The organism is Amycolatopsis sp. NPDC051903 (genome assembly GCF_044452505.1).
GTDB lineage: Bacteria > Actinomycetota > Actinomycetes > Mycobacteriales > Pseudonocardiaceae > Amycolatopsis.
In genome coordinates this window covers 665,952-691,149 of record NZ_JBITBT010000001.1, presented here as the reverse complement: position 1 = coordinate 691,149, position 25,198 = coordinate 665,952, and the positions used below count along the sequence as shown (strand labels likewise).

The window sequence follows — 25,198 nt, the reverse complement described above, 5'->3', positions numbered from 1 at the left end:
GAGGAGTTGCACGCCGGCCGACCGGGAGGCGCCGGCGTGAATGTCGATGGTTCGCTTGCGAGCTGCGCTCATGCTTCCACTCCCAGCTGTGCGTGGATGCCGGTCAGGACCTCGAGGGCGTCGCAGCCCGCGTAGACGTTGCCGCTCACGCCCGGGTAGCTCGCCTTGCCCGCGAGCAGCACGGTTTCAGCGCCGAGCGCGCCGGCCACCTCGGCCGCCTGCTCCTCGTACGCGGCGTCGGTGCCGCAGAGGCAGGCGATGCGCGCGCCGCTCTCGCGGAACGCGCTGGGCAGGTCGTCGGTGGCGCCGGGGTTCACGGTTTCGAGGCCGCCGGCCTGGAACAGGTTCGCGGCGAAGCCCGCGCGCGTCGTGTGCGCGGCGACCGGGCCGAGCGTGGCGAGGAAGACCTTCGGCCGTTCACCGTGTTCCGCCAGGTGTGCGTCGGACGCGTCGCGCAGCTTCTCGAAGCCTTCGGCGTAGCGGTGGCGCGGCAGGCCACCGTCCACAGTGGAGCTCGCGGCTTCCCTGGTCACGGGTTTCTCGGCCAGGTCCGGGAACTCGCTCACGCCGGTGATCGGGTCGCGCCGCGTGGCCAGGCGCTTCGCGCGCTCGTCCCAGGTCCGGGCCAGCCGCGCGGCGAGCGCACCCGAAGCCAGCTCGGCTTCGACGCCACCCGCGCCTTCGATCGCGGTGAACTCGGCCCACGCGGCCTTGGCCAGCTCGTCGGTCAGCTGCTCGACGTACCAGGAGCCGCCCGCCGGGTCGAGCACGCTGCCGAGCTTCGATTCCTCGATGAGGATCGCGTTGGTGTTGCGGGCGATGCGTGCGGCGAACGCGTCGGGCACACCGATCGCGGAGTCGAACGGCAGCACGGTCACCGCGTCCGCCCCGCCGACGCCCGCGGCGAAGCACGCGACGGTGGTGCGCAGCATGTTCACCCACGGATCGCGCTGCGTCAGCATCGCGGGCGAGGTCACGGCGTGCTGGTGCGTACCACGCACGCCGGCGGGCGCGCCGGAAACTTCGAGCACGCGGTCCCACAGCCGGCGCGCGGCGCGGAACTTCGCGATGGTCGTGAACTGGTCGGCCGTGGCGGCCAGCCGGAACTCCAGCTGCGCGGCCGCGGCGGCGACGTCGAGGCCCGCGTCCGTCAAGGCCCGCAGGTACGCGACGCCGGCGGCGATCGTCGCGCCCAGCTCCTGCGCGTCCGAACCACCGGCCTCGTGGAACGGCAGCCCGTCCGCGACGAGCGTGCGCACCTTCGGGTACTTCGCGGCGAGGCGCGCGGCCAGCTCGGCGGCCGGGGCGACGGGCAGCGCCGCACCCGTCCGGGCGCGGACGCCGATCGGGTCCGCCCCGAGCACCGCGTGCGCCTCACTGGGCGGAATTTCGCGCTCCGCCAGGACTTCCAGCAGCGCGGTGGCCGCGGCTTCGTAACCGGCGCCCGCGTCGAGGACCACGGGGGCGAGGTCGAGGTAGACCTCGTTGAGCGCGTCCGCGAGCGCTTCGGGCGGCAGCGCGTCTTCGCCGACGCGCAGCCAGACGGACGTCGCGCCGCCTTCGAGGTCGGCGAGGATCGCGGAGTTGGCGGCCTTCGCGTCGGCGCGGTCGTGGCGCACGCGCACGTCCCACCCGGTGCCGATCACGCCTTCGGGCCGGGCGCCGCGCACGAACGGCGGCAGGCCGGGGAAGCCGAGCTCACCGGTGGCGTCTTCGGCGGTGTAGAGCGGCTGGATGTCGAACCCGTCGTACGTGTGGGTGACGAGCTTGCTCTCGGGTGCGCCCGTGAAGTCCTCGGGCAGGCGGCCGCTCTTGCGCAGCACCCCCGCCACGAGCTCCTGCCACCGGGCCCGGTCGGCGGCCGGGAACTCCGCCGCCAGCGCGAGCTCGGGTTCGGAGATCGGCACCGATTCCGGACCAGCCGTGTTCGTCATACCCATGGATGGTAGAGCCACGCCAGTGCCGCCACCTGTGACTCCGGTCGCCCCTGCGGGCACTTCTGGGGTACCCCGCAAACCCGGGCGGGCGGGACTTGCACACTGAGTCGAAGGCTGTCGGTGCCTTACGACACAATCAGGGGGTGTCCTCCTCGAGCGAAGAGTCGTCGAGCGCCGCCGAAGAGCCGTCCCGTGTGGTCGCCGGGCGGTACCGGCTGCGATCCGTTCTCGGTTCGGGCTCGATGGGCACGGTGTGGTCGGCCTACGACGAGTTCCTGCACCGGCCGGTGGCCGTCAAGGAGATGAAGCTGCCGCCGGGCGTGCCGGCGTCGCAGGCGGACGAGCTGCGGGAGCGGACGCTGCGCGAGGCGCGCGCGATCGCGGTGCTGTCCCACCCGAACGTGATCATCCTGCACGACGTCGCGCGCGACGACAACGAACCGTTCGTGGTCATGGAGCTGCTGCCCTCGCGCAGCCTCGCGCACATCCTGCGCGACCACGGGCCGTTGTCCGTCGAGCAGGCGGCCGCCGTCGGCATCGCGGTCGCCGCCGCGCTCGAAGCGGCGCACGACGCAGGCATCACGCACCGCGACGTGAAGCCGGGCAACGTGCTCGTCGCCGGCGACGGGCGGATCAAGCTCACCGACTTCGGCATCGCGCGCAACGTCTCCGAAGCGACGATGACGCGCACCGGGATCATGCTCGGCTCGCCCGCCTACATCGCGCCGGAGGTCGCGTCGGGTGGGGCGGTCACGCCGGGCGCCGACCTGTGGGGGCTGGGCGCGACGCTGTTCGCCGCCGTCGAGGGTGCTCCGCCGTACGACGCCGACGGCGATCCGCTGGAGACCGTCGGCAAGGTCGTGAACGGCTCGGTGCCCAAACCGAAGCCGGGCCCGCTGGCCGACGTGATCACGGCCCTGATGAAGAAGGAGCCGGAGAAGCGGATCTCGCTGCGCGAGGTGCGCCACCGGCTGTACCCGTTGCAGGGCAAGACGGCGCTGGACCTGTTCGGGCCGGAACTCTTCCGCACACCGGACGGGAAGAAGACGTCGGCGCAGCTGGACGCCACGGACACGCAGGTGCTGAAGACGGTCGCGCCGGTGTCCGGCGTGCCCGCGGTGGAGGCGAAAGCGGAGGCCAGCTCCGAGCTGGCGGCCGATCCCGGGCCGCTGCCGTTCCTGCGGTCTTCGACGTCGGCACCGGTCGCCGCTCCGGTTGCTCCTCGGCGCAGCTCGCGCGCGTCGGCGCTGCTGGCGGTGGCGGCGGTGGTGCTGTTCCTCGTCGCGGGTTGCGGCGGGTTCGCGCTGGCGCGCCTGATCAGCGGGCAACCGCTCGTGCCGCCCGCGGGCGGCGCGGCCCCGGCCGGCTCCGCCGAGTCCACAGGGCCGCCGGCGCCGCTGAAGCTGGTGCCGCAGCACGGCAACGCGAGCGACACGGCCAACGTGTCGCGCGACAGCGAGTACGCGATCTCGGTGCCCGAAGGCTGGCAGCGGTTCATCGCCACTCGCCAGTCCACCTCGCTCGGCTCGTCCGTCGTCGTCCAGTACGTGTCGCCCGACGGGCACTGGTCCCTGCGCATCGAGCGCTACGCCGGTTACCTCCCCGACCACGACGACGGTGACTACGAACGGAACCTGCGCGCCGGCACCAACCGCGACTCGTTCAACTTCGCCAAGCCGCCGATCAAGACGACGGCCGGCGTCGAGATGGCGTACCGCACGGTGGAGCCCAGCCAGCCGGCGAAAGGCAGCCGGTCCGACGCCACGATCACCCGCGCGACCTTCGCGGTGCTGAAGACCTCGGACAACGCGCTCTGGGCCATCTCCCTCACGGTGCCCGCGGAGATCGAAGACAGCGCCGTGGCCACCTGGAACCAGATCAAGCCGACGGTGTCGTTCCCGGGCGAACAGTGAGCGGAATTCGCTTGCCCCGCGGATGAAGATCGGCACATGGACCAGCCCACGCTGCGCACCCGGCGCCTGACCCTCGTCCCGCTGGCCGACGAGCACCTCGAACTCGAGGTCGAACTCGACTCCGATCCCGAGGTGATGCGCTACCTCATCGGCCGCGCCGCCGCCCGCGCCGAGGTCGAACGCGCGCACCACCGCCGGCTGGCGGCCGCGCACGAAGCACCCGGCCTGGGCTTCTGGGCCGGCTTCGCCGCGAACGGGTTCGTCGGCTGGTGGATCCTGCAACCCCCGCACGGCCCCGACCAGGTCAAGACGCCGGGCGAAGCCGACCTCGGTTACCGCCTGCTGCGCAGCCGCTGGCGCCAGGGCTACGCCACGGAAGGCGCGCGCGAACTCCTCCGCTACGCGTTCGAAGACGTCGGCCTCGACCGCGTCTTCGCCCAGACCATGGCCGTCAACACCGCCTCCCGGGCGACCATGAGCGCCGCCGGCCTCGCCTTCGCCCGCGCGTTCACCTCGGCGGCGGACGACGAGCCGATCCCGGGTGCCGAGCAGGGCGAAGTCGAGTACGAGCTGACCCGGGACGCGTGGCTGGCTCAGCGCGGCCCGATGGACTGAGCGCCGGGCTCTCCCCCGAAACTCAGACCCGCTCCTCGCCCGGGTCGGGGTCGATCCGGTTCAGGATGACGACCGGGATCCGCCGGGCCGTCTTGGCCTGGTAGTCGGCGTAGCCCGGTGCTTCGCGGACAACCCGGCCGAAGAGCTCGTCGCGCGCCGCGCCCTCGGGCACGCTCGCAACGGCGCGGTAGGTGTCCTCGCCGGTCTCGACCGTCACGACCGGGTTCTTGCGAAGGTTGTGGTACCAGGCCGGATGGTGGTCCGAACCGTTCGCCGACGCGACGACGACGGCGTTGCCGTCCACCTCAAGGCGGCCGAGGAGGGTCTCCCGGCGCCGGCCGGTCCGGGCGCCGATCGTGGTCAGGACCACGAGCGACCAGCCCTCGAACAGGCCGGTCAGCTTCCCGTTGTTCGCCCGGAACTCGGCGATGACCTGCCGCTGGAACGCGGTGGCGTCGAAGCCGGACCAGGTGTCGGTGTGCTCGTTCACGTACTGCCTTTCGGGAGAATTTCCGGAAAGGAGGTCAGCAGCACAGGTGCCGGCACGACAGTGCCCCGAAGTCCCAGGCATGGCGCTCTCCGCGAGAGAACTCTGTGCCGGCTGGTTAGCCGCTACCTCCATGCGTAGGCCCATCCGGGGCTCACCCCCAACCTAGGACAGCTCGCCGGCCGCGGGCAAGCCCGCCTCAGCGCAGCCCGTCCGGGTAGCGCCGCCCGGATTCGGCGGCCTGGGCGAGGCGGCGCAGGCCCGCGAAGAGGCGATCGCCGAGGACGGTGCCGACGACGGCGGCCTCGACGATGCGGTCGAGCGACGGCTGGGCGGCCAGCGTGTCCAGGTCGGTGACGGCGATGCGGTCGGCGAGGTCGGCGTAGTCGTCGAGGCGGTCGAGCAGGGCTGGGTGGCCCATCGCGCGCAGGGCGCACAGCGTCGAGACCAGGCTGGGTGCCGCCGCGTGGCCGGGACCGAACTTCCAGCCGTGGGCGGCGGCGAGTGAGCTCAGCCGGTCCAGCGCCCACGCGCGGGCCTCGTCGTCGGCCTCGGCGGTGCCGCCGACGAGCGCGCGCTGGGTGACGCCCAGGACCTCGTGCGTCGGTTCGCCCGCGTCGATCGCGCCCAGGACGTCGCCGACGGTCGCCACGGACAGGCCGCCGACGTCGAGCAGCGCGCGGATGAGCTTGAGGCGCTGCACGTGTTCCTCGCCGTAGCGCGCCTGGTTGGGGCTGGTGCGCTCGCCGGGGTGCAGGAGCCCTTCGCGCAGGTAGTACTTGATCGTCGCGACCGGCATCCCGGACGCGACGCTCAGTTCGGCCATCCGCACCGTCGAACCACTCCCATCTCGGGGAAAAACCCTGAGGACTTCTCAGCATGGATAGTTTAGCTTCCCATAACGGATACTCGAACTATCCATTCTGGGAGGACCTGATGTTGCAGAGAACGCGCTCCTGGCACCGCCCGTCCACGACGTTCGCGGCGGCCCTCGCCGTGACGGCCGTGGTCTGCGTGGTCGCGATGGTCGTGGACCAGCGGACCGTGCTGGGCGCACCCGTGTGGGACAAGCTGTTCAAGTTCGCCGTCTCGGGTGCGCTGTACTTCTTCACCTGGGGCTGGCTCGTCTCGCTGCTCCCCCGGTTCCAGCGGACCGCCCGGATCGCCACGGACGTGGTGATCGTGCTGTTCGCCGCCGAGTACGTGGTGATGGTGTTCCAGGCCGCCCGCGCCCGGCCGAGCCACTTCAACAACGCGACCCCCCTCGACAAAACGCTGTTCAACGCCATGGGCGGCATGGTCGCCGGCATCTGGATCGCGACGCTCGTGCTCACCGTCGCGCTGATGTTCACGCGCCTCGAAGACCGCGCCACGCACTGGGCCGTCCGCACCGGCGCGGTCATCTCCCTCATCGGCATCGGCCTCGGCGCCCTGATGCTCGGGCCCACGCCGCAGCAGCGCACGCAGCTCAAGGCCACCGGCGCGGCGGACCTGATCGGCGCGCACAGCGTCGGCGTTCCCGACGGCGGCGCCGGCCTGCCGATCCTCGGCTGGAGCACCACCGGTGGCGACCTGCGCATCCCGCACTTCACCGGCATGCACGCGCTGCAGGTGCTGCCGTTGCTCGCCCTCGGGCTCGGCCTGCTCGCCACCCGGTTCCCGCGCCTGCGCGACAGCGCCGTGCGCGTGCGGCTGGTGTGGGTCGGTTCGTTCGGCTACGCGGGCCTCGTCGCCCTCGTCACCTGGCAGGCCCTGCGCGGTGAACCCCTGATCCACCCGAGCGCGGCCACGCTCACGGCCGCCGCGACGCTCGTCGCCGCCGTCGCGCTGGCGGTCGCGGCGTCCGTCTACCGCCCGCAGCGGGCGCCGGTGCGATGACCGGCCAGCTCTTCACGTGGGCGTTCCCGATCGCGACTCCGTTCTGGGCGCTGATGATCTTCCTGCCGACGTGGCGCGGCACCCGCCGGATCATGGCGTCGCCGTGGGTGCCGGTGCTGCCGCTGGTGTGCTACTTCGCGCTCGCCGTGGCGCACTTCGGCGAACTGTGGCAGGCGGTCAGCCGGCCGGACTTGGCGCAGCTGCAAGCGTTTGCGGGCTCGCCCGCAGGGGCCGCGATCCTGTGGGCGCACCTGATCGCGTTCGACCTGTTCCTCGGGCGGTGGATGTTCTTCGAAGCGCGCGAGCGCGGGATCCCGTGGTGGCTGGTCAGCCCGGTCCTCGTGCTGACGATCTTCCTGTCCCCGTTCGGGCTGGTGGTGTTCCTGGTGATCCGCACCGCCCGGATACGCTCGGCGCCATGACCAACCACGAGGACGCGGCCGCGGCCGCCATCGCCGAGCGCACCGGCGTCGAGAAGCACGACATCGCCGTGGTGCTGGGCTCGGGCTGGCGCCCGGCCGCGGACGTGATCGGGACGGCCGACGCGGAGATCCCGTTCGGCGACCTGCCCGGTTTCACCACCCCGGGTGCCGTGGGGCACGGCGGGACCGTTCGTTCGCTGCGGGTGGGCGGCAAGCACGCCCTCGTGCTGCTGGGCCGCACGCACTTCTACGAGGGCAAGGGCATCGACCCGGTGGTGCACAACGTGCGCACGGCCGCCGCGGCCGGCGCCCGGACGGTGCTGCTCACCAACGCGGCCGGCGGCCTGCGCGAGGGCTTCCAGGTCGGGCAGCCCGTGCTGATCTCCGACCACCTCAACCTCACGGCCCGCTCGCCGATCGTGGGCGCGAACTTCGTCGACCTCACCGACCTCTACTCCGCCCGCCTGCGCGGCCTCGCGAAGGAGATCGACGGGACGCTCGAAGAGGGCGTGTACGCCGGCCTGACCGGCCCGCACTTCGAGACGCCCGCCGAGATCCGCATGCTGCGCACGATGGGCGCGGACCTCGTCGGCATGTCGACCGTGCTCGAGGCCATCGCGGCCCGCGCGGCCGGGGTCGAGGTGTTCGGCCTGTCGCTCGTCACGAACCTCGCCGCGGGCATGACGGGCGAGCCGCTCAACCACGAAGAGGTCCTCGAAGCGGGCCGCCAGGCGGCGACGCGCATGGGTTCGCTGCTGAAGGACCTCATCAGCCGCGCGTGACGCACTCCGGGCCGGGCCTCCCTCGAGAGGCCCGGCCCGGCTCACGCGTAGTCGGGCAGCTGGGCCGCGACCTCTTCGGGCGAGGGCATTCCCGCCACTTCGGCGGCGAGCGCGCGCACAGCGTCGGCCACGGCCGGGTCCGTGAGCAGCCGGCGGGCCTTCTCCCCCACGGCCTCGGCCGTCACCTCGTCGCCGAGCAGGCGTTCGCCGGCCCCGGCCGTGACCACGGCTTCGGCGTTCGTGAACTGGTCCGCGCCCTGCGGCAGCACGAGTTGCGGCGCGCCGGCGGAGAACGCGCCCATCGTCGTGCCGCTGCCGCCGTGGTGCACCACGAGATCCACGTGCGGCAGCAACTCCGACTGCGGCACCCAGGCCTCCAGCCGGACGTTCGCCGGTACCTCACCGAGAGCCGCGACGTCCACCGACGGCCCGGTCGCCACCAGCACGTCGGCGTCGAGCGCGGCCAGCCCGGTGATCGCCGAGGTGAGCAAGTGCGCCTGGCTCATCGGCGTGGTGCCCAGGGTCAGGTAGACCAGCGGACGGCTCCGGTCGCGGTTCGCGACCCCCGCGGGCAGGTCGGCGGGCTCGCTCCAGCCGACCGGCCGCAGCGGGAGCCGCCGGGCGCGCGCGACGAACTCGGGCGACTGCACCGAGGGCGGGCAGATGTCGACGAACGGGTTGCCCCACGACGGCCGATCGCCGCCGGTGATGCCCAGCTCGGTGGCGTAGTCGTCGAGCTCGCCGCGGATCTCCATCATCAGCCCGTCGGCCGACACCCGGCCGAATCCGTGGCCCATGGCCGGGATGCCGGCCTTCATCGCGGCGAACGCGCCGCCGGAGTTGCCGACCTCGTAGACCACGAGATCCGGCCGGTCCTGTTCGAAGAGCGCGCCGAGATCGGCGACGAACCGCTCCGGCAGCACGCGGCCGAAGACCCGGCCGATCGTCTCGTTCAGGACCTCCTCCGGCACCTCGAGGCGCCGTTGTCCGGGGTTGCCGGAGAACTGCGAGGCGAACGCTTCGTAGATCGTCAGGCCGGCCTTGGCGGGCTCCAGCCCCGCCTTCTCGAGCACCGGGTGGAAGTCCTCCGCCGTCGCGAAGACGACGTGGTGCCCGGCGGCGCGCGCGGCGACCGCGAGCGGCATCAGGGGGTAGAGGTGGCCGTGGGACGCGAGGGAGGTGAAGACAAGTCGCACAGTCCCGACGTTAGCGACTCCGCCGCGGGCCGTCAGGCGATTTCGACGAGAACCCGGGTGGTTCTGCCTTGCTCCGCAACGGATCCGTAAGGCGCAGCCCAAAACTCGGTCACGCCGGCGTCGCGCAGCCGCTTCAGCTGTCCGGCCACGGCGTCCTCGTCGCCGACGACCGCGACGTCTCCCGCGCCCGCCACGCCTTCGCGCTCGAAGCCCGCCCGGTACTCGTCCGCGCTCGCGGCCATCGCGAAGGTTTCGGCGATCCGCGCCCGCGCGCCGGCTTCGTCGGCGGTGACGCACACCGGCAGCCCGGCGATCACGCGCTGCCCGTCGCCGAGGCGCGGCACGATGTGCGCGGCGAGCGTGCGCGGTCCGGCCAGCCACGTCACCGCGCCGTCGGCGAGCTCCCGCGCCACCCCCAGCATCGCGGGCCCCAGCGCTGCCACGACCACCGACGGCGGCCGCACCCCCGGCACTGTCACCGACCCGGCGGCGGTGAGCATTTCCCCTTGGTGCGCAACACTTTCCCCGCGCAGCAACGGGTGCAGCACGGTGAGGTACTCCCGCATCCGCCGCGCCGGGCGGTCGGCGGGCAACCCGAACACCGGCCCCACCATCGCCCCGATCCCCGCGCCGACCCCGAGCGTCAGCCGGTTGCCCGTCACGGCCTGCACGCCCAGCGCCTGGCCCGCCAGCACCAGCGGGTGCCGCTGCGGCACGGGCACCACGGCCGTCCCGAACCGGACGCCTTCGACGTGCCCCACCGCGGCCAGCGCCACCATCGCGTCCCAGCCGAACGCCTGGCTCACCCACGCCGTCGCGAACCCGGCCGCCGCCGCTTCCCGCGCCTGCCCGACCAGTTCGGCCGCCCCGGCCGGGCCCCGCAGGTCCCCGATCGCGATCCCGATCTCCACTGGCTCCTCCTAAGTGGGGTGCCACCCCAGTTGTGTCCGGCTACGATACGGAGGGCCACCCCACTTCCGCAACCACCCCGGAGGACAGCCGATGCGAGCCGACGCCCGCCGCAACTACGAGCGGCTGCTCGCGACGGCCGCCGAGGTCGTCGCGGACCAGGGCGCGGAGGCGTCGCTGGAGGAGATCGCGCGGCGCGCGGGCGTCGGGTCGGCGACGCTGCACCGCCACTTCCCGGGCCGGGCCGCGCTGCTGGAGGCGGTGTTCCGCGAACGCGTGGACAGCTTGTGCGCGCGAGCCGCGGAGCTGGAAACCGCCGCGCAGCCGGGAGAAGCGCTGGTCACGTGGCTGCGCGCGGTCGTCGCGCACGCGGCCGCGGCCCGCGGCCTCGGCGCGGCGCTCCTGATCGGCGCCAAGGAAGGCCGTGAGTACCACGCGAAGATCCGCGACGCCGGCGACCGCCTCCTCACGCGCGCCCAGCGAGCCGGCGAGGCGAACGACGCCGGCGTCGACGACCTGCTCCTGCTCGTCAACGCCATCTCGCTGGCGACCGAGGACGACGTCGCGCGCGCCGAAGCGCTGCTGAGCCTCGTGGTCGACGGCGTCCGGCGCGAGCACCCGTAACCTGATCCGGTGCCGAACACCCTGAACTCCGAACTGCGCGACGCGACCTACCGCTGGATCGCCGACGACCCCGACCCCGAGACGCGCGACGAGTTGCAGCGCGTGCTCGCCCGCGCGCTGGGCCAGGAGCCCGGCGCGGCGGACGAGGTCGCCGACCGCATGGCGGGGCCGCTGGAGTTCGGCACGGCCGGGCTGCGCGGGCCGGTGCGCGCGGGGCCCAACGGGATGAACGTCGCGGTCGTCACGCGGACCACGGCCGGCGTCGCGCAGTGGCTGAAGGTCAAGGGCCACGCGGGCGGCGTGGTCGTGGTCGGGCGGGACGCGCGGCACGGGTCGGAGGCGTTCGCGCGGGCAGCCGCCGAGGTGCTGACCGCGGCGGGCTTCGCGGTGAAGGTCCTGCCGCAGCCGTTGCCGACGCCGCTGCTCGCGTACTCGGTGAAGCACTACGGCGCGGTCGCCGGCATCCAGATCACCGCGTCGCACAACCCGCCCGCGGACAACGGTTACAAGCTCTACGACGGCACCGGCGGCCAGATCGTGCCGCCGTCCGACGGGGAGATCGAGCGGCTCATCCAGGCCGCGCCCGCCGCGATCGGCGTCGAGCGCGCGCCCGGCGCCGAGGTCGTCGACCCGCGCCCGGCCTACCTCGCCGCAGTCGCGGCCCTTCCCCCCGGGCCCGAGCGCGAGCTGCGCATCGCCGCGACCGCGCTGCACGGCGTGGGAGCCGAAACCCTCGAACAGGCGCTCGCGCAGGCGGGGTTCACCGACGTCCACTTCGTCGCCGAGCAGTCGCAGCCGGACGCGGACTTCCCCACCGTCTCGTTCCCCAACCCCGAAGAACCCGGCGCCACCGACCTGCTCCTGGCGCTCGCGTCCGAAGTGGACGCCGACCTCGCCGTGGCGCTCGATCCCGACGCCGACCGCTGCGCCCTCGGCGTGCGCGGCCGCGACGGCGCGTGGCGCATGCTCCGCGGCGACGAGACGGGCGTGCTGCTCGGCTCGCACCTGCTGTCCACAACGGACAGCCCGGATCCGCTCGTGGCCACGACGATCGTGTCGTCGTCGCTGCTCGGCGAGCTCGCGAAGGCCGCGGGCGCGCGCTACGCCGAGACGCTGACGGGCTTCAAGTGGCTCGTGCGCGCCGGCGAAGGGCTGATCTTCGCGTACGAAGAAGCGCTCGGCCTGTGCGTGAACCCCGGCTTCGTGCGGGACAAGGACGGCATCGCCGCGTCGGTGTTCGCGGCCGGGTTCGCCGCGGCGCTCAAGGCCGCGGGCCGCACGCCGCTCGACGTGCTCGACGACCTCGCGACCCGCCACGGCGTGCACCTCACCGACCAGGTTTCGCTGCGGGTCACCGATCTCGCCGTGCGCGGCGAGCTCATGGCCGGCCTGCGCGCGCAGCCACCCGCGACGCTGGGCGGCGCCGCCGTGACGCTCGAGGACCTGCTGCCCGGCGCGGACGTGCTGCGACTGCGCGGCGAAGGCCTGCGCGTGGTGATCCGCCCGTCGGGCACCGAACCGAAGCTGAAGGCCTACCTGCAGGTCGTGACGCCGGTCGACGGTGACCTCGAAGCCGCGCGGGCCATCGCGTCGGACAGCCTCAGCGCGGTGCGCCGGGACATCGACACGCTGCTGAGCTGACGGGCGCCGGGACCCCGGCTCGGGGTCCCGGCCAGCCTGCCCGCGCACGTACGCCCGCACAAGTGGCAGGCTGCGGGCATGGCCACGTTGCTGATCGTGCACCACACGCCGTCGCCGTCGACGCAGGCGATGTTCGAGGCCGTGCTCGCGGGCGCGAAGCACCCGGACATCGAGGGCGTCGACGTCGTCCGCCGCCCCGCGCTCGGCGCGACCGTCGCGGACGTGCTCGCCGCCGACGGTTACCTGCTCGGCACGCCCGCGAACCTCGGCAGCATGAGCGGTGCCCTCAAGCACTTCTTCGACACCGTCTACTACCCGTGCCTCGATGCGACGCGCGGCCGCCCGTTCGGCGCGTACGTGCACGGCAACAACGACACGTCGGGCACGGTGCGCCAGCTCGAGTCCATCACGACGGGGCTGGGCTGGACGCAGGTCGCCGACCCCGTCACGGTCACGGGCGAACCGGACAAAGCAGCACTCGAGGCGTTGCAGGAACTGGGGGCGACCGTGGCCGCCACGCTCATGGCCTGAGTGGACCCCGGAAAGTAAGGGGCCTGTCACCGGAAGCCCTGGGGGTCGACCTCCGGCAACAGGCCAGATCAAGGGTTCGCAACGAAGGCGATCAACCTTGACGCCGTCAAGCGTACTACAAACAGCTGATCATGACGAGCCAGGCGCAGGACAAGATCCCGCTCCGGGTTCCGGGCACCCCCAGAGCACAGACGTCCGGAGCGGGACGCGGCCACTGTAAACCACTGCATACATGGCCTGTCAACAGGTGCGTACAGTGGGGGCGGCGTTACTATCCGGCCGAAGGGAAGGGGGCGGTATGCCACGGCAACGCACCTTCGCGGAGAAGCTGAGCGCGTTGATCGGCTCGTCCCGCGCGGACGGCCGGGCTCCGCACAGCTACCGGGAGATGTCGGCGGCGATCGAGCGCGCGGGCGGTCCCGCGATGTCCCCGGCGTACCTGCAGCAGCTCGCCACGGGCAAGCGGATCAACCCGAAGATCCACTACGTCGAGGCGCTGGCGAAGCTGTTCGGCGTGCCCGTCACGTACTTCTTCGACGACGAGGCCGGCCAGGCCGCCGACGACGGGCCCGCGGTCGAGGCCAAGCTGATGGCCATGCGCGCGCAGGAACTCTCGCCACAGGGGCGACGGCAGGTGATGGACCTGCTCGACCTCGTCGAACGCTACGAACGCGCCGAACGGGAAGGCCAGAGCGGACCGTGAAGGAACGCGAACTGCGCAGGCGCTGCCGCCGGTTGCTGACGGACCTCGACATCAGCCCGCCGCTCGACGTCGGGCTGTTGTGCGAGCGCCTCGGCGAGAGCCGCGGCCGGCCGATCCGGCTGATGCCGTACCCGCTGGAGGTGCCCGGCCCGTTCGGCTGCTGGATCGCGACGGCGGCCGCCGACTACCTCTTCTTCCAGCAGGAGACGACCAAAGCCCACCAGGACCACATCATCCTGCACGAACTGGGCCACCTGCTCGCCGACCACGAACCCGGCGGCGACGCGCAACCGGCCGACTTCCTGCGCGGCCCGGCGCCCGGCCTCGAGGACATCGACGGTGACGCGGTGCGCCACGCGCTGCGCCGCACCTCCTACGACGAGGCCCACGAGTGGGAGGCGGAGACCGTCGCCACGATCATCCTCGAGTGGGCGTCGGTGCTGAACTACACGACCCCGCGCCGCGCGGCCGACCGCGACCTGCGCCGCATCCAGGGCACGCTCGGAGACCACCAGGGCTGGCTGTGACCACCGCGTTCTTCTTCCTCTTCGCCGCCGCGCTGGCGTGGCGCACCTACCAGCTCGTGCTCTCGCCGCGGCTGCCGAACTGGGCCGTGACGGTGACCATCGCGGCGTTGGCGCTGGCGTTCCTGTTGCAGCAGCGCGGGATCTCGGCGTGGTTCGACGGCGTGACCGCGCCGGGTGGCGCGCGGCTGGCGGTCAACGTGCTGCTCTCGTGCGGTGCCTGTTCACTGCTGATCTTCTTCCTCGGCTCCGCGCTCGGCCCGCGCCGGTCTCGGCGCGTCGCGCTGGAGTTCGTGCCGCTGGTCGCGGCGATCGCGGTGCTGACCGTCGGCACCGCGGTGACGCCGGTGCCGCTGCGCGGCGCGGCGCTCGGCCCGGCCACGGTGCACGAACCCGGGGTCGCGCTGTTCTACCTGGGCGGCGGGCTGTACCTGATCTACGCGATCACCGCGTGTGCCGTGTGGATCGTGCGCTACCAGCGCGTGGCCGACCAGCACCTGCGCACGGGGCTGCGGATCGGCGCGGCGAGCCTCGCGGCGGCGGCCGCGGGGAGCGTGTTCCGGGCGCTGTACACGGTTTTCGCGCTGTTCGGCGCGGTGGTGCCGGTGCTGCTGTGGCTGGGGATCCCGCTGGTGATCGTCGGCAGCCTGCTGTTCCTCGCCGGCATCTCCTACCCGGGGTTGCGGGCGCGGATCGCCGCACTGGCCCGGCGGCGGCGCCACCGGTCCGACCACGCCCGGCTCGCTCCACTGTGGACGCTGCTGGTGAAGGCGTACCCGAGCATCGTGCTGCGGACGCCGCCCGGGCACCCGTGGCGCGAGCGGTTCGCCGTGCACCGGCGCTACTACCGGCGCGTGATCGAGATCCGCGACGGGCTCGTGCAGCTGAGCCCGTACCTGGAAGCGGATCTGGCGTCGCTCGCCGCCGAGGAGCCGGCCGCCGCGGCGGCGGCGCTGCGTTCGGCGCTCGCGCGGCAAGCGGCCGGCGAGACGAACGACGGGCGGGCCAAGCTCGTGCTGCCCGGGGGCAGCGACCTCGAATCGGACGTGCGCCCGCTGCTGTCGCTCTCGGCTTCGCTGTCTTCTGCGCCAGGAAGGGAAAACTGACCCGTGGACACCCTGATCACGGCGGCTCGCGTGCTGCCGCGCCCCTCGGCCCCGATCGACGGCGGCGCCGTCCTCGTGCGCGACGGCGTGCTCGCCGCCGTCGGCCGCCGCGACGACGTGGCCGCCGCGGCCGTCGACCCGGTGGTGCACGACTTCCCGGACGCGACGGTGCTGGCGGGCCTGTTCAACGTCCACGTGCACCTGTCCTTCGACGCCACGCGCGTGATGCTGCCGAACTTCCTGGCGAGCGACGGGGCTTCACTCGCCCACGCCGCCGGGGACCACCTCGGGCAGCTGCTGCGCAGCGGCGTCACGACCGTGCGCGACCTCGGCGGCCGCACGGTGCTCAAGCCCGCGGGCGGTCCGCGCGTGCTCGCGTCGGGCCCACCGCTGACCGTCCCGGAAGGACACTGCCACTTCTTCGGCGGCGCGGTCTCCTCGGACGCCGAGATCCGCGCGCTGGTCGACGCCAACGCGGCCGCGGGGGCCGCCGTCATCAAGGTCATGGCCGGCGGCGGCCAGATCACCGAGGGCGGCGCCGAGATGTGGGAGTCGCAGTTCTCCTTGCGGCAGCTGGAAATCGTCGTCGCGCAGGCCGCGCGGCACGGCCTTCCGGTCGCCGCCCACGCCCACGGCGCCGACGCCATCGCCGCGTCCGCCGACGCCGGTGTGTCCACGATCGAACACTGCACCTTTATGTCCGGCCGCGGCCAGACCGACCTCCGTCCCGAGGTGGCCCGGCGGATGGCCGCCGGCGGGATCTCCGCGTGCTCCACCAGCAGCCGCAACTGGCGGATGATGGCCGAGCGCATGGGCGAAGACCTCGCACGCCGCGTCTACGGCCGCCTCCCCTGGCTGGAAGAACACGGCGTGCGCCTGTTGTCCGGCACCGACGCCGGCCTCCCCGGCTCGACCTTCGACGACCCCGTGGGCGCGCTGGAGCTCTACGAATGGCTGGGCTTCTCCCGGCGGCGGATCCTGGAAATCGCCACGGAGGACAGCGCCGCCGGGCTCGGCCTGTCGGCCGTGACGGGCCGGCTGGAGGCCGGGCTGTCGGCCGACGTGCTCGTCGTGGACGGGGATCCGCTGGCCGAGCTGTCCGCGCTGGCGAAGCCGCTGCTGGTGCTGGCCCAGGGGGTACCGGCTTCCTGAGCCCCGGCGTGCTGACCAGCACGGCCGCGCCCGCCTGAGTCGCTCTCGATCAAGGTTCTTGACCTTGATCACGATCCCTTTCGATACATCGGCGTATTGAGTACGCTCGTGTATCGAAAGCGGGAGGTCCCCATGAGTGAGCCGGCGGCGCAGCGCGTGCCGCGGCGGCGGGCGGAGACCCGGCGGCGGCTGCTCGAAGCAGCGCTCCCGGTGTTCGCGGAAGAGGGTTTCGGGAAGTCCACTGTGGAGCAGGTCTGCGAACGCGCCGGGTACACGCGTGGTGCGTTCTACTCGAACTTCGCTTCGCTCGACGAGCTGTTCCTCGCCATGTGGGAGCGCCGGTCGGCGGAGATGATCGCGGCCGTGCGGGCGAAGTTCGACGGGCTGGGCGAGGTCGAGCTGCCCGACGTGCGGTCCGTGGTGGAGTTCGTGCTGCCCGCGATCCCCGTGGAGGACGCGTGGTTCCGCGTGACCGCGGAGTTCACCGCCCACGCCCTGCGCAACCCGAGCCTGCGGCGCGTGATGACGGCACGCGAAGAGGCGATCGCCGAGGCCCTGCTGCCGTTGGTGGTTCAGCTGCTCGCGCGCGCCGGGCGCGCCGTGCCCGACCGGGCGGCGCTGGCGCAGGCGCTCGTGGCGATGCATGACGGCACGAGCGCGCAGTGCCTGATGGACCCGGACAACCCGCGCGTGTGGGAGCGCCGCTTCGACCTGTGTGAGCGCGTGGTCCTGGCCTACACGGAGGAACTGGCGTGAGGTCGTTCGAACCGGACGTGCTCGTCATCGGCGCGGGGCTGGCCGGGCTCGTCGCGACGCACGAGCTCTTGCGGGCCGGCCGTCGCGTGCTCGTGGTGGAGCAGGAGAACCGCGCGAACCTCGGTGGCCAGGCGTTCTGGTCGCTCGGCGGGCTGCTGTTCGTCAACAGTCCCGAGCAGCGCCGCCTCGGCATCAAGGACTCCTACGAGCTCGCGCTGCGCGACTGGCTCGACTCCGCCGCCTTCGACCGCGAAGACGAAGACCTGTGGGCGCGCCGCTGGGCCGAGGCGTACGTGCGCTTCGCGACTTTCGAGAAGCGCCAGTACCTGCACGGCCTCGGCCTGCGCGTGACGCCGCTCGTCGGCTGGGCCGAACGCGGCGGCGGCACCGCCGGCGGCCACGGCAACTCCGTGCCGCGTTTCCACCTCACGTGGGGCACCGGCCCGGAGGTCGTGCGCGTGTTCGCCGAACCCGTGCTCGCCGCCGAAAGCCGTGGCCAGGTGCGGTTCGCGTTCCGCCACCAGGTCGACGAGCTCGTGGTCACCGACGGCGCCGTCAGCGGCGTGCGCGGGACGATCCTCGAGCCGAGCGACGAACCGCGCGGAGTGAAGTCGTCGCGCGACAAAGCCGGCGAATTCGAGCTGTCCGCGAAAGCCGTGCTCATCAGCTCCGGCGGCATCGGCCACAACCACGAACTGGTGCGCCGCAACTGGCCCGTCGAACGCCTCGGCCCGGCGCCGCGGACGATGATCCCCGGCGTCCCGGCCCATGTGGACGGTCGGCTGATCGGCATCAGCGAGGCCGCCGGCGCGCGCGTGGTCAACCGCGACCGCATGTGGCACTACGTCGAGGGCATCCACAACTGGGACCCGATCTGGCCCGAGCACGCGATCCGGATCATCCCCGGGCCGTCGTCGCTGTGGTTCGACGCGACCGGGCACCGGCTGCCCGCCCCGAACTTCCCCGGGTTCGACACCACCAGCACGCTCAAGGCCGTGCTCTCGACCGGCTACGACTACTCGTGGTTCGTGCTCACGCAGACGATCCTCGAGAAGGAGTTCATGCTGTCGGGCTCGGAGCAGAACCCTGACCTCACCGCGAAGAGCCTCAAGCAGACGCTGCTCAGCCGCGCGAGCAAGGGCGCGCCGGGACCGGTCGACGCGTTCAAACGCCACGGCGTGGACTTCGTCGTGGCGGACGACCTGCCTGCGCTCGTCGCGGGCATGAACAAGATCGCCCGCGGTCCGGCGCTCGACGTTTCCTCGCTGGAGCACCAGATCCTGGCGCGCGACCTGGAGGTCGGCAACCGCTATTCGAAGGACCTGCAGCTCATGGCCATCGCCAACGCGCGGCGGTTCGTCGGTGACCGCGTGGCGCGCGTGGCCAAACCGCACCGGATCCTCGACCCGGCGCACGGGCCGCTGATCGCCGTGCGGCTGAACATCCTGACCCGCAAGACCCTCGGCGGCGTGCAGACGGACCTCGACTCGCGCGTGCTGCGGGCCGACGGGGCGCCGCTGCCCGGCCTGTACGCGGCGGGCGAGGTCGCCGGCTTCGGCGGTGGCGGGGTGCACGGGTACAACGCGCTGGAGGGCACGTTCCTCGGCGGCTGCATCTTCTCCGGCCGCGCCGCGGGCCGGGCGATGGCCCGGGCGGTGCCGTGATCCGCCCCGCGGCCGGCACCGTCGTGGACGTCGACGGGATCGCCCTCCACCTGCGCGAAGACGGCCCGGGCGAGGCCCCCGCCGTGCTCCTCGTCCACGGGTTCAGCGGCTCGCTGCACTCCTGGGACGGTGTCGCGCCGCTGCTGGCCGGCAGCCACCGCGTGCTGCGCGCCGACCTGCGCGGCCACGGCTGCACGGGCGGCCACACCGGCCTCGACGCGCGCTCGCAAGCGACGACGCTCGCGGCCGCGCTGAAGCTCGCCGGCGCGGACCACGTGACGGCCGTCGGGCACTCGTTCGGCGCGGACGTGGTGCTGGAACTGGCCGCACTGTCCGGAATCGTCGACCGGATCGTCCTCATCGGACAAGCGCCGGACTACAGCCACGCCACCTTCCCGCCCGGCAACGGGTTGCTGGCGGTCCCGTTCGTCGGCCGCCTCATCCACCGCCTGGCGGGCGCCGCGCCCGTCGAGCTGGCCCTGCGGCCCACCCGCTTGCGCCAAGCCCACGCCGACTTCTCGGTGACGAGCCCGGCCATGGCGCAGGCCGTGCTGACCGAACGGCGCCGTCTACTGTCCACGCGCCCGCTCGACGCGCAGGTCGCCGCGCTCGGCCTGCCGACGCTGGCCGTCCTCGGGCGCCGCGACCGCCTCTACGACCACACGGCCGCGGCGGTGCGGTACCGGGCCGCCGGCGCGCGCGTCGAGGAGCTGGACGCCGGCCACACCCCGTTCACCGACCGGCCCGCCGAGGTCGCCGAGCTGGTCGCCCACTTCGCACGCGAAGGCTGAACCGGCCCCGCCGAGGGGGCGGGGCCGTTGGCGGCCACCTGCGCGCGAAAACGGGAACAGCCCCGCCGGATCGCTCCGGCGGGGCTGTTCCGCATTGGTGGGTCAGGGGTTCGCCGGCGTCACCAGCGCGTTGACCGTCGCCGCGACCTCGGCCACCGCGACCTGCTGCTGCTCACGCGTGGCCAGGCTGCGAACGGTCACGGTGCCGCCGTCCCAGTCCTCCTGGCCGACGATCACCACGGCCGACGCGCCGGCCTTGTCGGCGCGCGTGAGTTCCTTGCCGAGCTTGCGGTGCTCCAGCGGCGTCGACGTGCGCAGGCCCGAGGCGCGCAGCTTCGTCGCGACCTGGCGGGCCGCGTCGGCGAGCTCCTCGACGACGGGGATGACCATCACGTCGACCTCGTTGCGCGGGCTCGGGGTGAGGCCGTGGGTGTCGAGGAAGTCGATGAGCGTCACGTCGCCCATGCCGAAGCCGATGCCCGGGATGCGCTCCTTCGTGAACAGCGACGCGAGGTCGGCGTAGCGGCCACCGCCGAACAGCGCGCGACGGTTCTTCGGCGACGTGTCGAAGACCTCGAACACGGTCGACGTGTAGTACGCCAGGCCGCGCACGATCATCGGCTCGAACTTCACGAGGCTCGCGGCCGAGCTGGACAGCACTCGGACCAGGTTGGACTGCTCCTTGACCTCGGCGGGTAGCTCGTCGAGCAGCGCTTCGCCCGCGCCCAGCACCTCGGTGAGCTTCTCGAACTGCTTGTCCGCCAAGCCGATCTCCTCGGCGGTCGCCGCGTGCTCCTCGTGCGACGTCTTCTCCCAGCGGTCCACGAGCCCGAACACGGCCGGCAGGTGCTCCGGAGACACCCCCACCACATCGGTGAGCGCCGACGTGAGCAGGTTCCGGTCGTTCACGCGCACGGCGAACATGTCCGGCGTCGCGCCGACCGCGCCCATCAGGTCGTGGATCAGCTCGAAGAACTCGATCTCGCAGTTCGCGCTCTCGGAACCGAAGATGTCCGCGTTGATCTGCCAGTGCTCGCGCACGCGGCCGCGCTGCGGACGCTCGTAGCGGAAGCAGTTCGGGTGGCTGTACCAGCGCACCGGGAACGACAGCGACTTCGCGTTGCCCGCGATCATCCGCGCGACCGACGGCGTCATCTCCGGGCGCAGCGCCAGCCGCTCCCCGCCGCGCGTGGTCAGCGTGTACAGCTGCTGATCGGCGATCTCCTGCCCCGACTTCCGCTCGTAGATCTCGGCGGGTTCGAGGACGGGCCCGTCGTAGCGCAGGAAGCCGTAGCGCTCCAGCACTTCGTAGAGATGGCCGAACACCTGCGTGCGGACGGACATTTCGGCGGGGAGGAAGTCTCGGGTCCCCTTGACAGGCGCGGTCGACAGGTATTCAGGCACGTCATCAAGCTTAACGACCGCGTCATGGGGTCACGGGAACGCCACCCCATACGCGGTGACGAGCAGCGCCGCACCGAGCAGGACCGCGCCCGCGGTGGTGATCGACCGGCCGGCGCGCGTGCGCAGCATGGCGAGGAAGAACCCGCCGGACTGCGCGAGGACACCGAAGAGCAGCAGGAAGCAGACGACCCACCGCAGCGGGTCGGTCAGGCCCGTCCGGTCGAGGATTTGCAACGCGACGAGCGCCAGCACCAGCAGCACGCCCGCGTGCGCGTGGCCGGCGCGGAACAGGCTGCGCTGCGCGTCGGTGAGCTGCCCGCGCTTGAGCAGGCCCATGAGCGCGTAACCCCCGTACATGACGGTGGGCAGCGACACGAGCGCGACGACGGTGAAGAGCTGAACGGGACCGTGCACGGCTTTCTCCTCCCAGAGTGTTCAGGGCACCGTAACACTGTTTTAAAACACTGTCACCCTACGGTTGGCGCTGGGCCCAGGGACGGGCGAGTAAGCCACGCGCCAGCCCGTGATGTCGCGGTCGAGCTGGCGGGCTCATCGTGAGACGCATTCGCCTTTCCGGCCGTAGAGTCGATCGACGACGTCCCCGCCCTCCACCGAGCAGTTCCTCCGCACCTTCCACGACCGCCACCCGGGCAGGCAGAGCGAAAGCATCCGCGACGTCCTGACACCCGACGGCCGGACCGCCTACGAGACGTTCGCCGACCACGTCGGCGACGTCGAGCGGGTGCTCGACCTCGGGTGCGCGGACGGGGAACTGCTCTCGGTCTTCGCCGCTCGCGGAGCGCAGCGGTTGGCGGGAATCGATCTTTCGGTGAACGAACTCGCGTTCGCGCGCCGGCGGCCGGAGCTGGAGGACGCGGAGCTGCGAGTGGGCCGGGCGCAGGAGCTGCCGTGGGAGGCCGGGGCGTTCGACGCCGTGGTGTCGCACATGGCGTTCATGGTGATGACGGAACCGGAGGCGGTTGCGGCGGAAGCGGCGCGGGTGCTCGTCCCCGGCGGACGGCTCGCGGTTGCGGTGGGAAGCGGCGGTTCCGAGGCGGGTGATGCAATGGCGTTGTTCCGGTCGCTTGCTGTGCCGCTCTTCCGCGCCGCTCGCGCGGTGGGGTTTCTGCCGAAGGTCGGTGATCGGCGGACCCGGACGAGGGAAGGGCTCGACGAGCTCCTCGGGCCGGCGGGGTTCGCGCCCGTGACGTGGGAGCGGATCACCATCCGGCACCGCGGCACTCCGGCGAGCGGGTGGCAGGACAACGTGGAGACGTTCTACGAGATGTCGTCGGTGCCGGCGCGCGAGGTGGCCCGGCTGCGCGAGAGGTTCCTGGCGGAGGCGGAAAAGCTTGCGGTGGACGGGGTGGTGCCGTGGGCGCTGGGGATCGCCGTTGCCACCACTCGGCTTCTGGGTGCCGGCGAGTAGTCGCGGGCGGCCGGTGGAATGCCGGCACCCCGCCGCGGTGTCACCAGGCGGCGCGGCGGGGCTCCTCGCGGCGCCGGGTCAGAAGCCGTCGCAGGAGGCGGTGGCGAACTGGCCGTTCGCGGTCGCGGTCTTCGACTCCGTGCCGTCGACGACGACCTTGCAGGTGGCGTTTCCGCCGTCGGCGCCGGTCGTGACGGTGAGGGTGCCGCCCTTCACCAGGCCCTGGGCGGTGACGTCCTTGGACCACGGCAGTGTGGTCTGTTCCTGGTTGGTGGACAGGTCGCTGCCGGACATCGTGGAGTACGTGATCGTGGCGTCCTTCGCGGAGCCGGTCACCTCGTAGTGCACCGTGACGCTGCGGTTGGCCGCCTCGGTGTTCAGGTCGTTGACGGCCTTGGTGGTCGTCGCGGCCCACACGATGCAGATGATCAGGCCGATCACGGACAGGACCAGGCCGGTGATGGTGAGGCCCTTGTTCGTGGCGCGGTGCTTGCGGATCCGGCCGAGCCCGACGGCGGCGAAGATGATGCCGAGGATGACCAGGGGCCAGGCGATCAGCCCGATGATCGGGATGAACGAGAAGATCAGGCCGATCAGCCCCAGCACGAATCCGGCGGTGCCGAGCCCGTTCTTGGGCGCGGGCGGCACGGGGGCAGCCTGCTGGGAGAAGGACTACTGCGCGTAAGGCTGGTTCAAGGTTTCGTTCTACTTTCGGTGTGGAGGTTTTCTCGTGGTGAAAACCGCAAGCCTCAGGCAGGTCGGCCCCCACCGTCGCGGTTATGCGCCCCCCCGAGGTGTTATGTCCGTGTTATCTCGGCTCGCGCGCATGCTCATGGCAACGCGCGGGTGAACCTCAACGTGAACGTCGCCCCCACGCCGGGGACGCCGGCGGCCGCGATGGTGCCGCCGTGGCCGGTGACGACTTCGTGGACCAGGGCGAGCCCCAGGCCGAACCGGCGGCCCTCGCCGGAGGAGCCGTGGGAGAAGCGTTCGAACAGGCGCTCCGCGTCGTTCTGGGGGAAGCCCGAGCCGGTGTCGGCGACGCGGAGTTCGACGTGGCGGTCGTCCGGGTTGGCGAGGGTCACTTCGATCGAGCCGCCGGGCGGGGTGTGGCCGAGGGCGTTGTCCAGCAACGCCGACAGCACTCGGCGGAGCGCGGCGGGAACGCCGGGCACCACGTCGGCCAGGTCGGGCGCGCGCGACACCGAGATCCGGACCCGCCGGTCGCCCGCGCGCACGGACTCCGCCTCGACGGCCTGCTCGGCGAGCACCCCCAGCCGGACCGGCTCCAGGGAAGGCCGTTCGTTGCAGGCCTGGGTGGCCAGCAAGAGGTCCTCCACGACCTCGCCCAGTTCGCGAGTCCCGGACGCCAGGTGGTCGAGCTCCGCGGACGGCACCGGAGCCGAACGCGCGCGCCGGGCCAGCAGTTGCGCGCGCGTGTGCAGCCGGGTCAGCGGCGCCCTCAGCTCGTGCGACGCGTCGGCCACGAAGGTCCGTTGCCGGCGCAGGGCCTCACCCAGGGGGCGGATCGCGCGGCCCGCCAGCACGAAACCGCTGACCACCGACACCACCAGCACCACGAGTTCGGCCACGATCAGCCCGGCCACCAGCTGCCGGCGGTCCGCGATCAGGTAGTGCTCGTCCACGAACACCTGCCACAGCTGCCCGTCCCGGCTGACCGTGCGGACGGTGTACGTCGAACCGCCCAGCGACAACTCCGTGGTCCCCTCCGCACCGGCCGGCGGCGGCACGAACGGCAACGCGGCGGGCACGTGCCCCGTGGGCGTCACCAGGAAAACGCACCCCGGCGGCGTGGCCGACAACCCCTGCGCCAGCGTGTAGTCGATCTGCCGCTCGACCTCCGCGCGCTGGCCCTGCACCAGCACGTAGTACGCGATCGCCCCGGCGGCGAGCACGACCAGCGTGATCACCACGGAGATCTGGCTCGCGATCGTCCGCCGCGCGCGCCGGAGGGCGAGCGCGTCCGGGTCGACGATCGCCGTCACATGGCTCCGATCTGGTAGCCGAGGCCGTGGACGGTCTTCACCACGTCGCGGCCGAGTTTGCGTCTCAGGTAGTACACGTAGGTGTCCACAATGGATTCTCCGGTCGAGTCGGAGAACACGTGGGTGCGCAGGGAAGCGCGGGGGTGGATGGCCTTCGGCCGCTGCGCGAGCGTGCGCAGGAGCTCGAACTCGCGGCCCGACAACGTCACGCGTTCGCCGCGCGCGAGCACGACCTCGCGGCGCTGCAGGTCGAGCGCGGCCGTGCCCAGCGGGAGGCATTCGGCGCCTTCCCAATCCCGGCGGCACAGCGCGCGCAGCCGGGCCAGCAGTTCGTCGGTCTCGAACGGTTTCACCAGGTAGTCGTCGGCGCCCGCGTCGAGGCCGTGGACGCGGTCGGCGAGCTCACCCAGCGCCGAGAGCACCAGCACGCGCGCGGTCACGGCCCGGCGCCGGAGCCCGGCCAGCACCGCCAGCCCGTCCATCACCGGCAGGCGGCGGTCGAGGACGATCACGTCGAAGCGCCCGGTGAGGCCGAGGTGCAGCCCGCGCTGGCCGTCGTGGGCGAGTTCGACGTGGTAGCCGGACTCGGTGAACAGCTCGGCGAGCATCCCGGCCAGCTCACGATCGTCCTCCACCAGGAGCACCCGGGCTGCGGTTCCTGCCTCATCGTGCACGTGTCCATACTCGCAGTCAGCAGCCCGATTGAACCCTCAACTTTCGTAGGTAAT

The 25,198-nt window shown here is 72.4% G+C and carries 26 protein-coding genes; 16 read left to right on the top strand and 10 right to left on the bottom strand.

Annotation, left to right across the window (positions count from 1 at the left end):
- Nucleotides 1–68: 68 nt before the first annotated feature.
- Complete coding sequence (locus ACIA77_RS03515; protein ID WP_395884155.1) at nt 69–1,934, bottom strand: methylmalonyl-CoA mutase family protein; 1,866 nt, start codon at nt 1,932–1,934, stop codon at nt 69–71.
- Between the two features lie 146 nt (nt 1,935–2,080).
- Between ACIA77_RS03515 and ACIA77_RS03510 the strand changes: the two genes are divergently transcribed.
- Together ACIA77_RS03510 and ACIA77_RS03505 are read left to right on the top strand one after the other, a co-directional pair.
- A complete protein-coding gene (locus ACIA77_RS03510; protein ID WP_395884154.1) occupies nt 2,081–3,850 on the top strand; it encodes a serine/threonine-protein kinase in 1,770 nt (589 codons plus the stop codon).
- 36 nt (nt 3,851–3,886) lie between these two features.
- A complete protein-coding gene (locus ACIA77_RS03505) occupies nt 3,887–4,465 on the top strand; it encodes a GNAT family N-acetyltransferase (protein WP_395884153.1) in 579 nt (192 codons plus the stop codon).
- A 22-nt stretch (nt 4,466–4,487) separates the two neighbouring features.
- Here the strand turns inward: ACIA77_RS03505 and ACIA77_RS03500 are convergent, their stop codons facing one another.
- Nucleotides 4,488–4,955, bottom strand: coding sequence for a nitroreductase family deazaflavin-dependent oxidoreductase (locus tag ACIA77_RS03500; RefSeq protein ID WP_395884152.1), 468 nt, complete (start codon nt 4,953–4,955; stop codon nt 4,488–4,490).
- Nucleotides 4,956–5,151: 196 nt separating this feature from the next.
- Nucleotides 5,152–5,778 (bottom strand): MerR family transcriptional regulator, encoded by a 627-nt coding sequence (locus tag ACIA77_RS03495; protein WP_395884151.1) that lies wholly within the window; start codon nt 5,776–5,778, stop codon nt 5,152–5,154.
- A 110-nt stretch (nt 5,779–5,888) separates the two neighbouring features.
- Here ACIA77_RS03495 and ACIA77_RS03490 point away from each other — a divergent pair, with 110 nt between their 5' ends.
- Genes ACIA77_RS03490 through ACIA77_RS03480 form a run of 3 tightly spaced genes read left to right on the top strand, consistent with a single transcriptional unit; the run spans nt 5,889 to nt 8,034 of the window.
- Nucleotides 5,889–6,830, top strand: coding sequence for a hypothetical protein (locus ACIA77_RS03490; protein WP_395884150.1), 942 nt, complete (start codon nt 5,889–5,891; stop codon nt 6,828–6,830).
- The gene (locus tag ACIA77_RS03485; protein ID WP_395884149.1) at nt 6,827–7,252 is read left to right on the top strand and encodes an ABA4-like family protein; all 426 of its coding nucleotides are present in this window, start codon (nt 6,827–6,829) and stop codon (nt 7,250–7,252) included. Before ACIA77_RS03490 ends, ACIA77_RS03485 begins: the two co-directional genes overlap by 4 nt.
- Nucleotides 7,249–8,034: a purine-nucleoside phosphorylase gene (locus ACIA77_RS03480; protein WP_395884148.1), complete on the top strand. Its 786-nt coding sequence runs from the start codon at nt 7,249–7,251 to the stop codon at nt 8,032–8,034. Before ACIA77_RS03485 ends, ACIA77_RS03480 begins: the two co-directional genes overlap by 4 nt.
- Nucleotides 8,035–8,075: 41 nt before the next feature.
- Here ACIA77_RS03480 and ACIA77_RS03475 read toward each other — a convergent pair whose 3' ends face one another.
- Together ACIA77_RS03475 and ACIA77_RS03470 are read right to left on the bottom strand one after the other, a co-directional pair.
- Nucleotides 8,076–9,230 (bottom strand): glycosyltransferase, encoded by a 1,155-nt coding sequence (locus ACIA77_RS03475; protein ID WP_395884147.1) that lies wholly within the window; start codon nt 9,228–9,230, stop codon nt 8,076–8,078.
- 32 nt (nt 9,231–9,262) lie between these two features.
- Entirely contained in the window at nt 9,263–10,141 is an 879-nt protein-coding gene (locus tag ACIA77_RS03470) for a TIGR03564 family F420-dependent LLM class oxidoreductase (RefSeq protein WP_395884146.1), read from the bottom strand.
- A gap of 91 nt (nt 10,142–10,232) precedes the next feature.
- On the opposite strand from ACIA77_RS03470, the gene ACIA77_RS03465 reads away from it, so the two are divergent.
- The 10 genes from ACIA77_RS03465 (at nt 10,233) to ACIA77_RS03420 (ending at nt 19,631) form a co-directional block, all read left to right on the top strand.
- Nucleotides 10,233–10,763, top strand: coding sequence for a TetR/AcrR family transcriptional regulator (locus ACIA77_RS03465; RefSeq protein ID WP_395884145.1), 531 nt, complete (start codon nt 10,233–10,235; stop codon nt 10,761–10,763).
- A 9-nt stretch (nt 10,764–10,772) separates the two neighbouring features.
- Nucleotides 10,773–12,404, top strand: a complete 1,632-nt coding sequence (locus tag ACIA77_RS03460) for a phospho-sugar mutase (RefSeq protein ID WP_395884144.1) — start codon at nt 10,773–10,775, stop codon at nt 12,402–12,404.
- 78 nt (nt 12,405–12,482) lie between these two features.
- Nucleotides 12,483–12,935 carry a flavodoxin family protein gene (locus tag ACIA77_RS03455; protein ID WP_395884143.1) on the top strand — a complete coding sequence of 151 codons (453 nt, stop codon included), beginning with the start codon at nt 12,483–12,485 and terminating at the stop codon, nt 12,933–12,935.
- A 298-nt stretch (nt 12,936–13,233) separates the two neighbouring features.
- Nucleotides 13,234–13,638 (top strand): XRE family transcriptional regulator, encoded by a 405-nt coding sequence (locus ACIA77_RS03450; protein ID WP_395884142.1) that lies wholly within the window; start codon nt 13,234–13,236, stop codon nt 13,636–13,638.
- Entirely contained in the window at nt 13,635–14,165 is a 531-nt protein-coding gene (locus ACIA77_RS03445) for a hypothetical protein (protein WP_395884141.1), read from the top strand. The genes ACIA77_RS03450 and ACIA77_RS03445 overlap by 4 nt, the downstream gene beginning before the upstream one ends.
- The gene (locus ACIA77_RS03440) at nt 14,162–15,268 is read left to right on the top strand and encodes an MAB_1171c family putative transporter (RefSeq protein WP_395884140.1); all 1,107 of its coding nucleotides are present in this window, start codon (nt 14,162–14,164) and stop codon (nt 15,266–15,268) included. Before ACIA77_RS03445 ends, ACIA77_RS03440 begins: the two co-directional genes overlap by 4 nt.
- Before the next feature lie 3 nt (nt 15,269–15,271).
- The gene (locus ACIA77_RS03435; RefSeq protein ID WP_395884139.1) at nt 15,272–16,420 is read left to right on the top strand and encodes an amidohydrolase family protein; all 1,149 of its coding nucleotides are present in this window, start codon (nt 15,272–15,274) and stop codon (nt 16,418–16,420) included.
- 132 nt (nt 16,421–16,552) lie between these two features.
- Complete coding sequence (locus ACIA77_RS03430) at nt 16,553–17,176, top strand: TetR/AcrR family transcriptional regulator (protein WP_395884138.1); 624 nt, start codon at nt 16,553–16,555, stop codon at nt 17,174–17,176.
- Nucleotides 17,173–18,840 (top strand): FAD-binding dehydrogenase, encoded by a 1,668-nt coding sequence (locus tag ACIA77_RS03425; RefSeq protein WP_395884137.1) that lies wholly within the window; start codon nt 17,173–17,175, stop codon nt 18,838–18,840. Before ACIA77_RS03430 ends, ACIA77_RS03425 begins: the two co-directional genes overlap by 4 nt.
- Complete coding sequence (locus ACIA77_RS03420; protein WP_395884136.1) at nt 18,837–19,631, top strand: alpha/beta fold hydrolase; 795 nt, start codon at nt 18,837–18,839, stop codon at nt 19,629–19,631. Before ACIA77_RS03425 ends, ACIA77_RS03420 begins: the two co-directional genes overlap by 4 nt.
- Nucleotides 19,632–19,733: 102 nt before the next feature.
- Here the strand turns inward: ACIA77_RS03420 and hisS are convergent, their stop codons facing one another.
- Both hisS and ACIA77_RS03410 read right to left on the bottom strand, forming a co-directional pair.
- Nucleotides 19,734–21,035, bottom strand: a complete 1,302-nt coding sequence (gene hisS, locus ACIA77_RS03415; RefSeq protein WP_395884135.1) for a histidine--tRNA ligase — start codon at nt 21,033–21,035, stop codon at nt 19,734–19,736.
- 30 nt (nt 21,036–21,065) lie between these two features.
- Nucleotides 21,066–21,449 carry a hypothetical protein gene (locus ACIA77_RS03410; RefSeq protein WP_395884134.1) on the bottom strand — a complete coding sequence of 128 codons (384 nt, stop codon included), beginning with the start codon at nt 21,447–21,449 and terminating at the stop codon, nt 21,066–21,068.
- 253 nt (nt 21,450–21,702) lie between these two features.
- Between ACIA77_RS03410 and ACIA77_RS03405 the strand changes: the two genes are divergently transcribed.
- Entirely contained in the window at nt 21,703–22,464 is a 762-nt protein-coding gene (locus tag ACIA77_RS03405) for a class I SAM-dependent methyltransferase (protein ID WP_395884327.1), read from the top strand.
- Between the two features lie 78 nt (nt 22,465–22,542).
- Here the strand turns inward: ACIA77_RS03405 and ACIA77_RS03400 are convergent, their stop codons facing one another.
- From ACIA77_RS03400 to ACIA77_RS03390, 3 genes are all read right to left on the bottom strand, one after another.
- Entirely contained in the window at nt 22,543–23,112 is a 570-nt protein-coding gene (locus ACIA77_RS03400; RefSeq protein ID WP_395884133.1) for an MmpS family transport accessory protein, read from the bottom strand.
- A gap of 182 nt (nt 23,113–23,294) precedes the next feature.
- Nucleotides 23,295–24,470: a sensor histidine kinase gene (locus ACIA77_RS03395; protein ID WP_395884132.1), complete on the bottom strand. Its 1,176-nt coding sequence runs from the start codon at nt 24,468–24,470 to the stop codon at nt 23,295–23,297.
- Nucleotides 24,467–25,114 (bottom strand): response regulator transcription factor, encoded by a 648-nt coding sequence (locus ACIA77_RS03390; protein ID WP_204091535.1) that lies wholly within the window; start codon nt 25,112–25,114, stop codon nt 24,467–24,469. The genes ACIA77_RS03395 and ACIA77_RS03390 overlap by 4 nt, the downstream gene beginning before the upstream one ends.
- Nucleotides 25,115–25,198 lie beyond the last annotated feature (84 nt).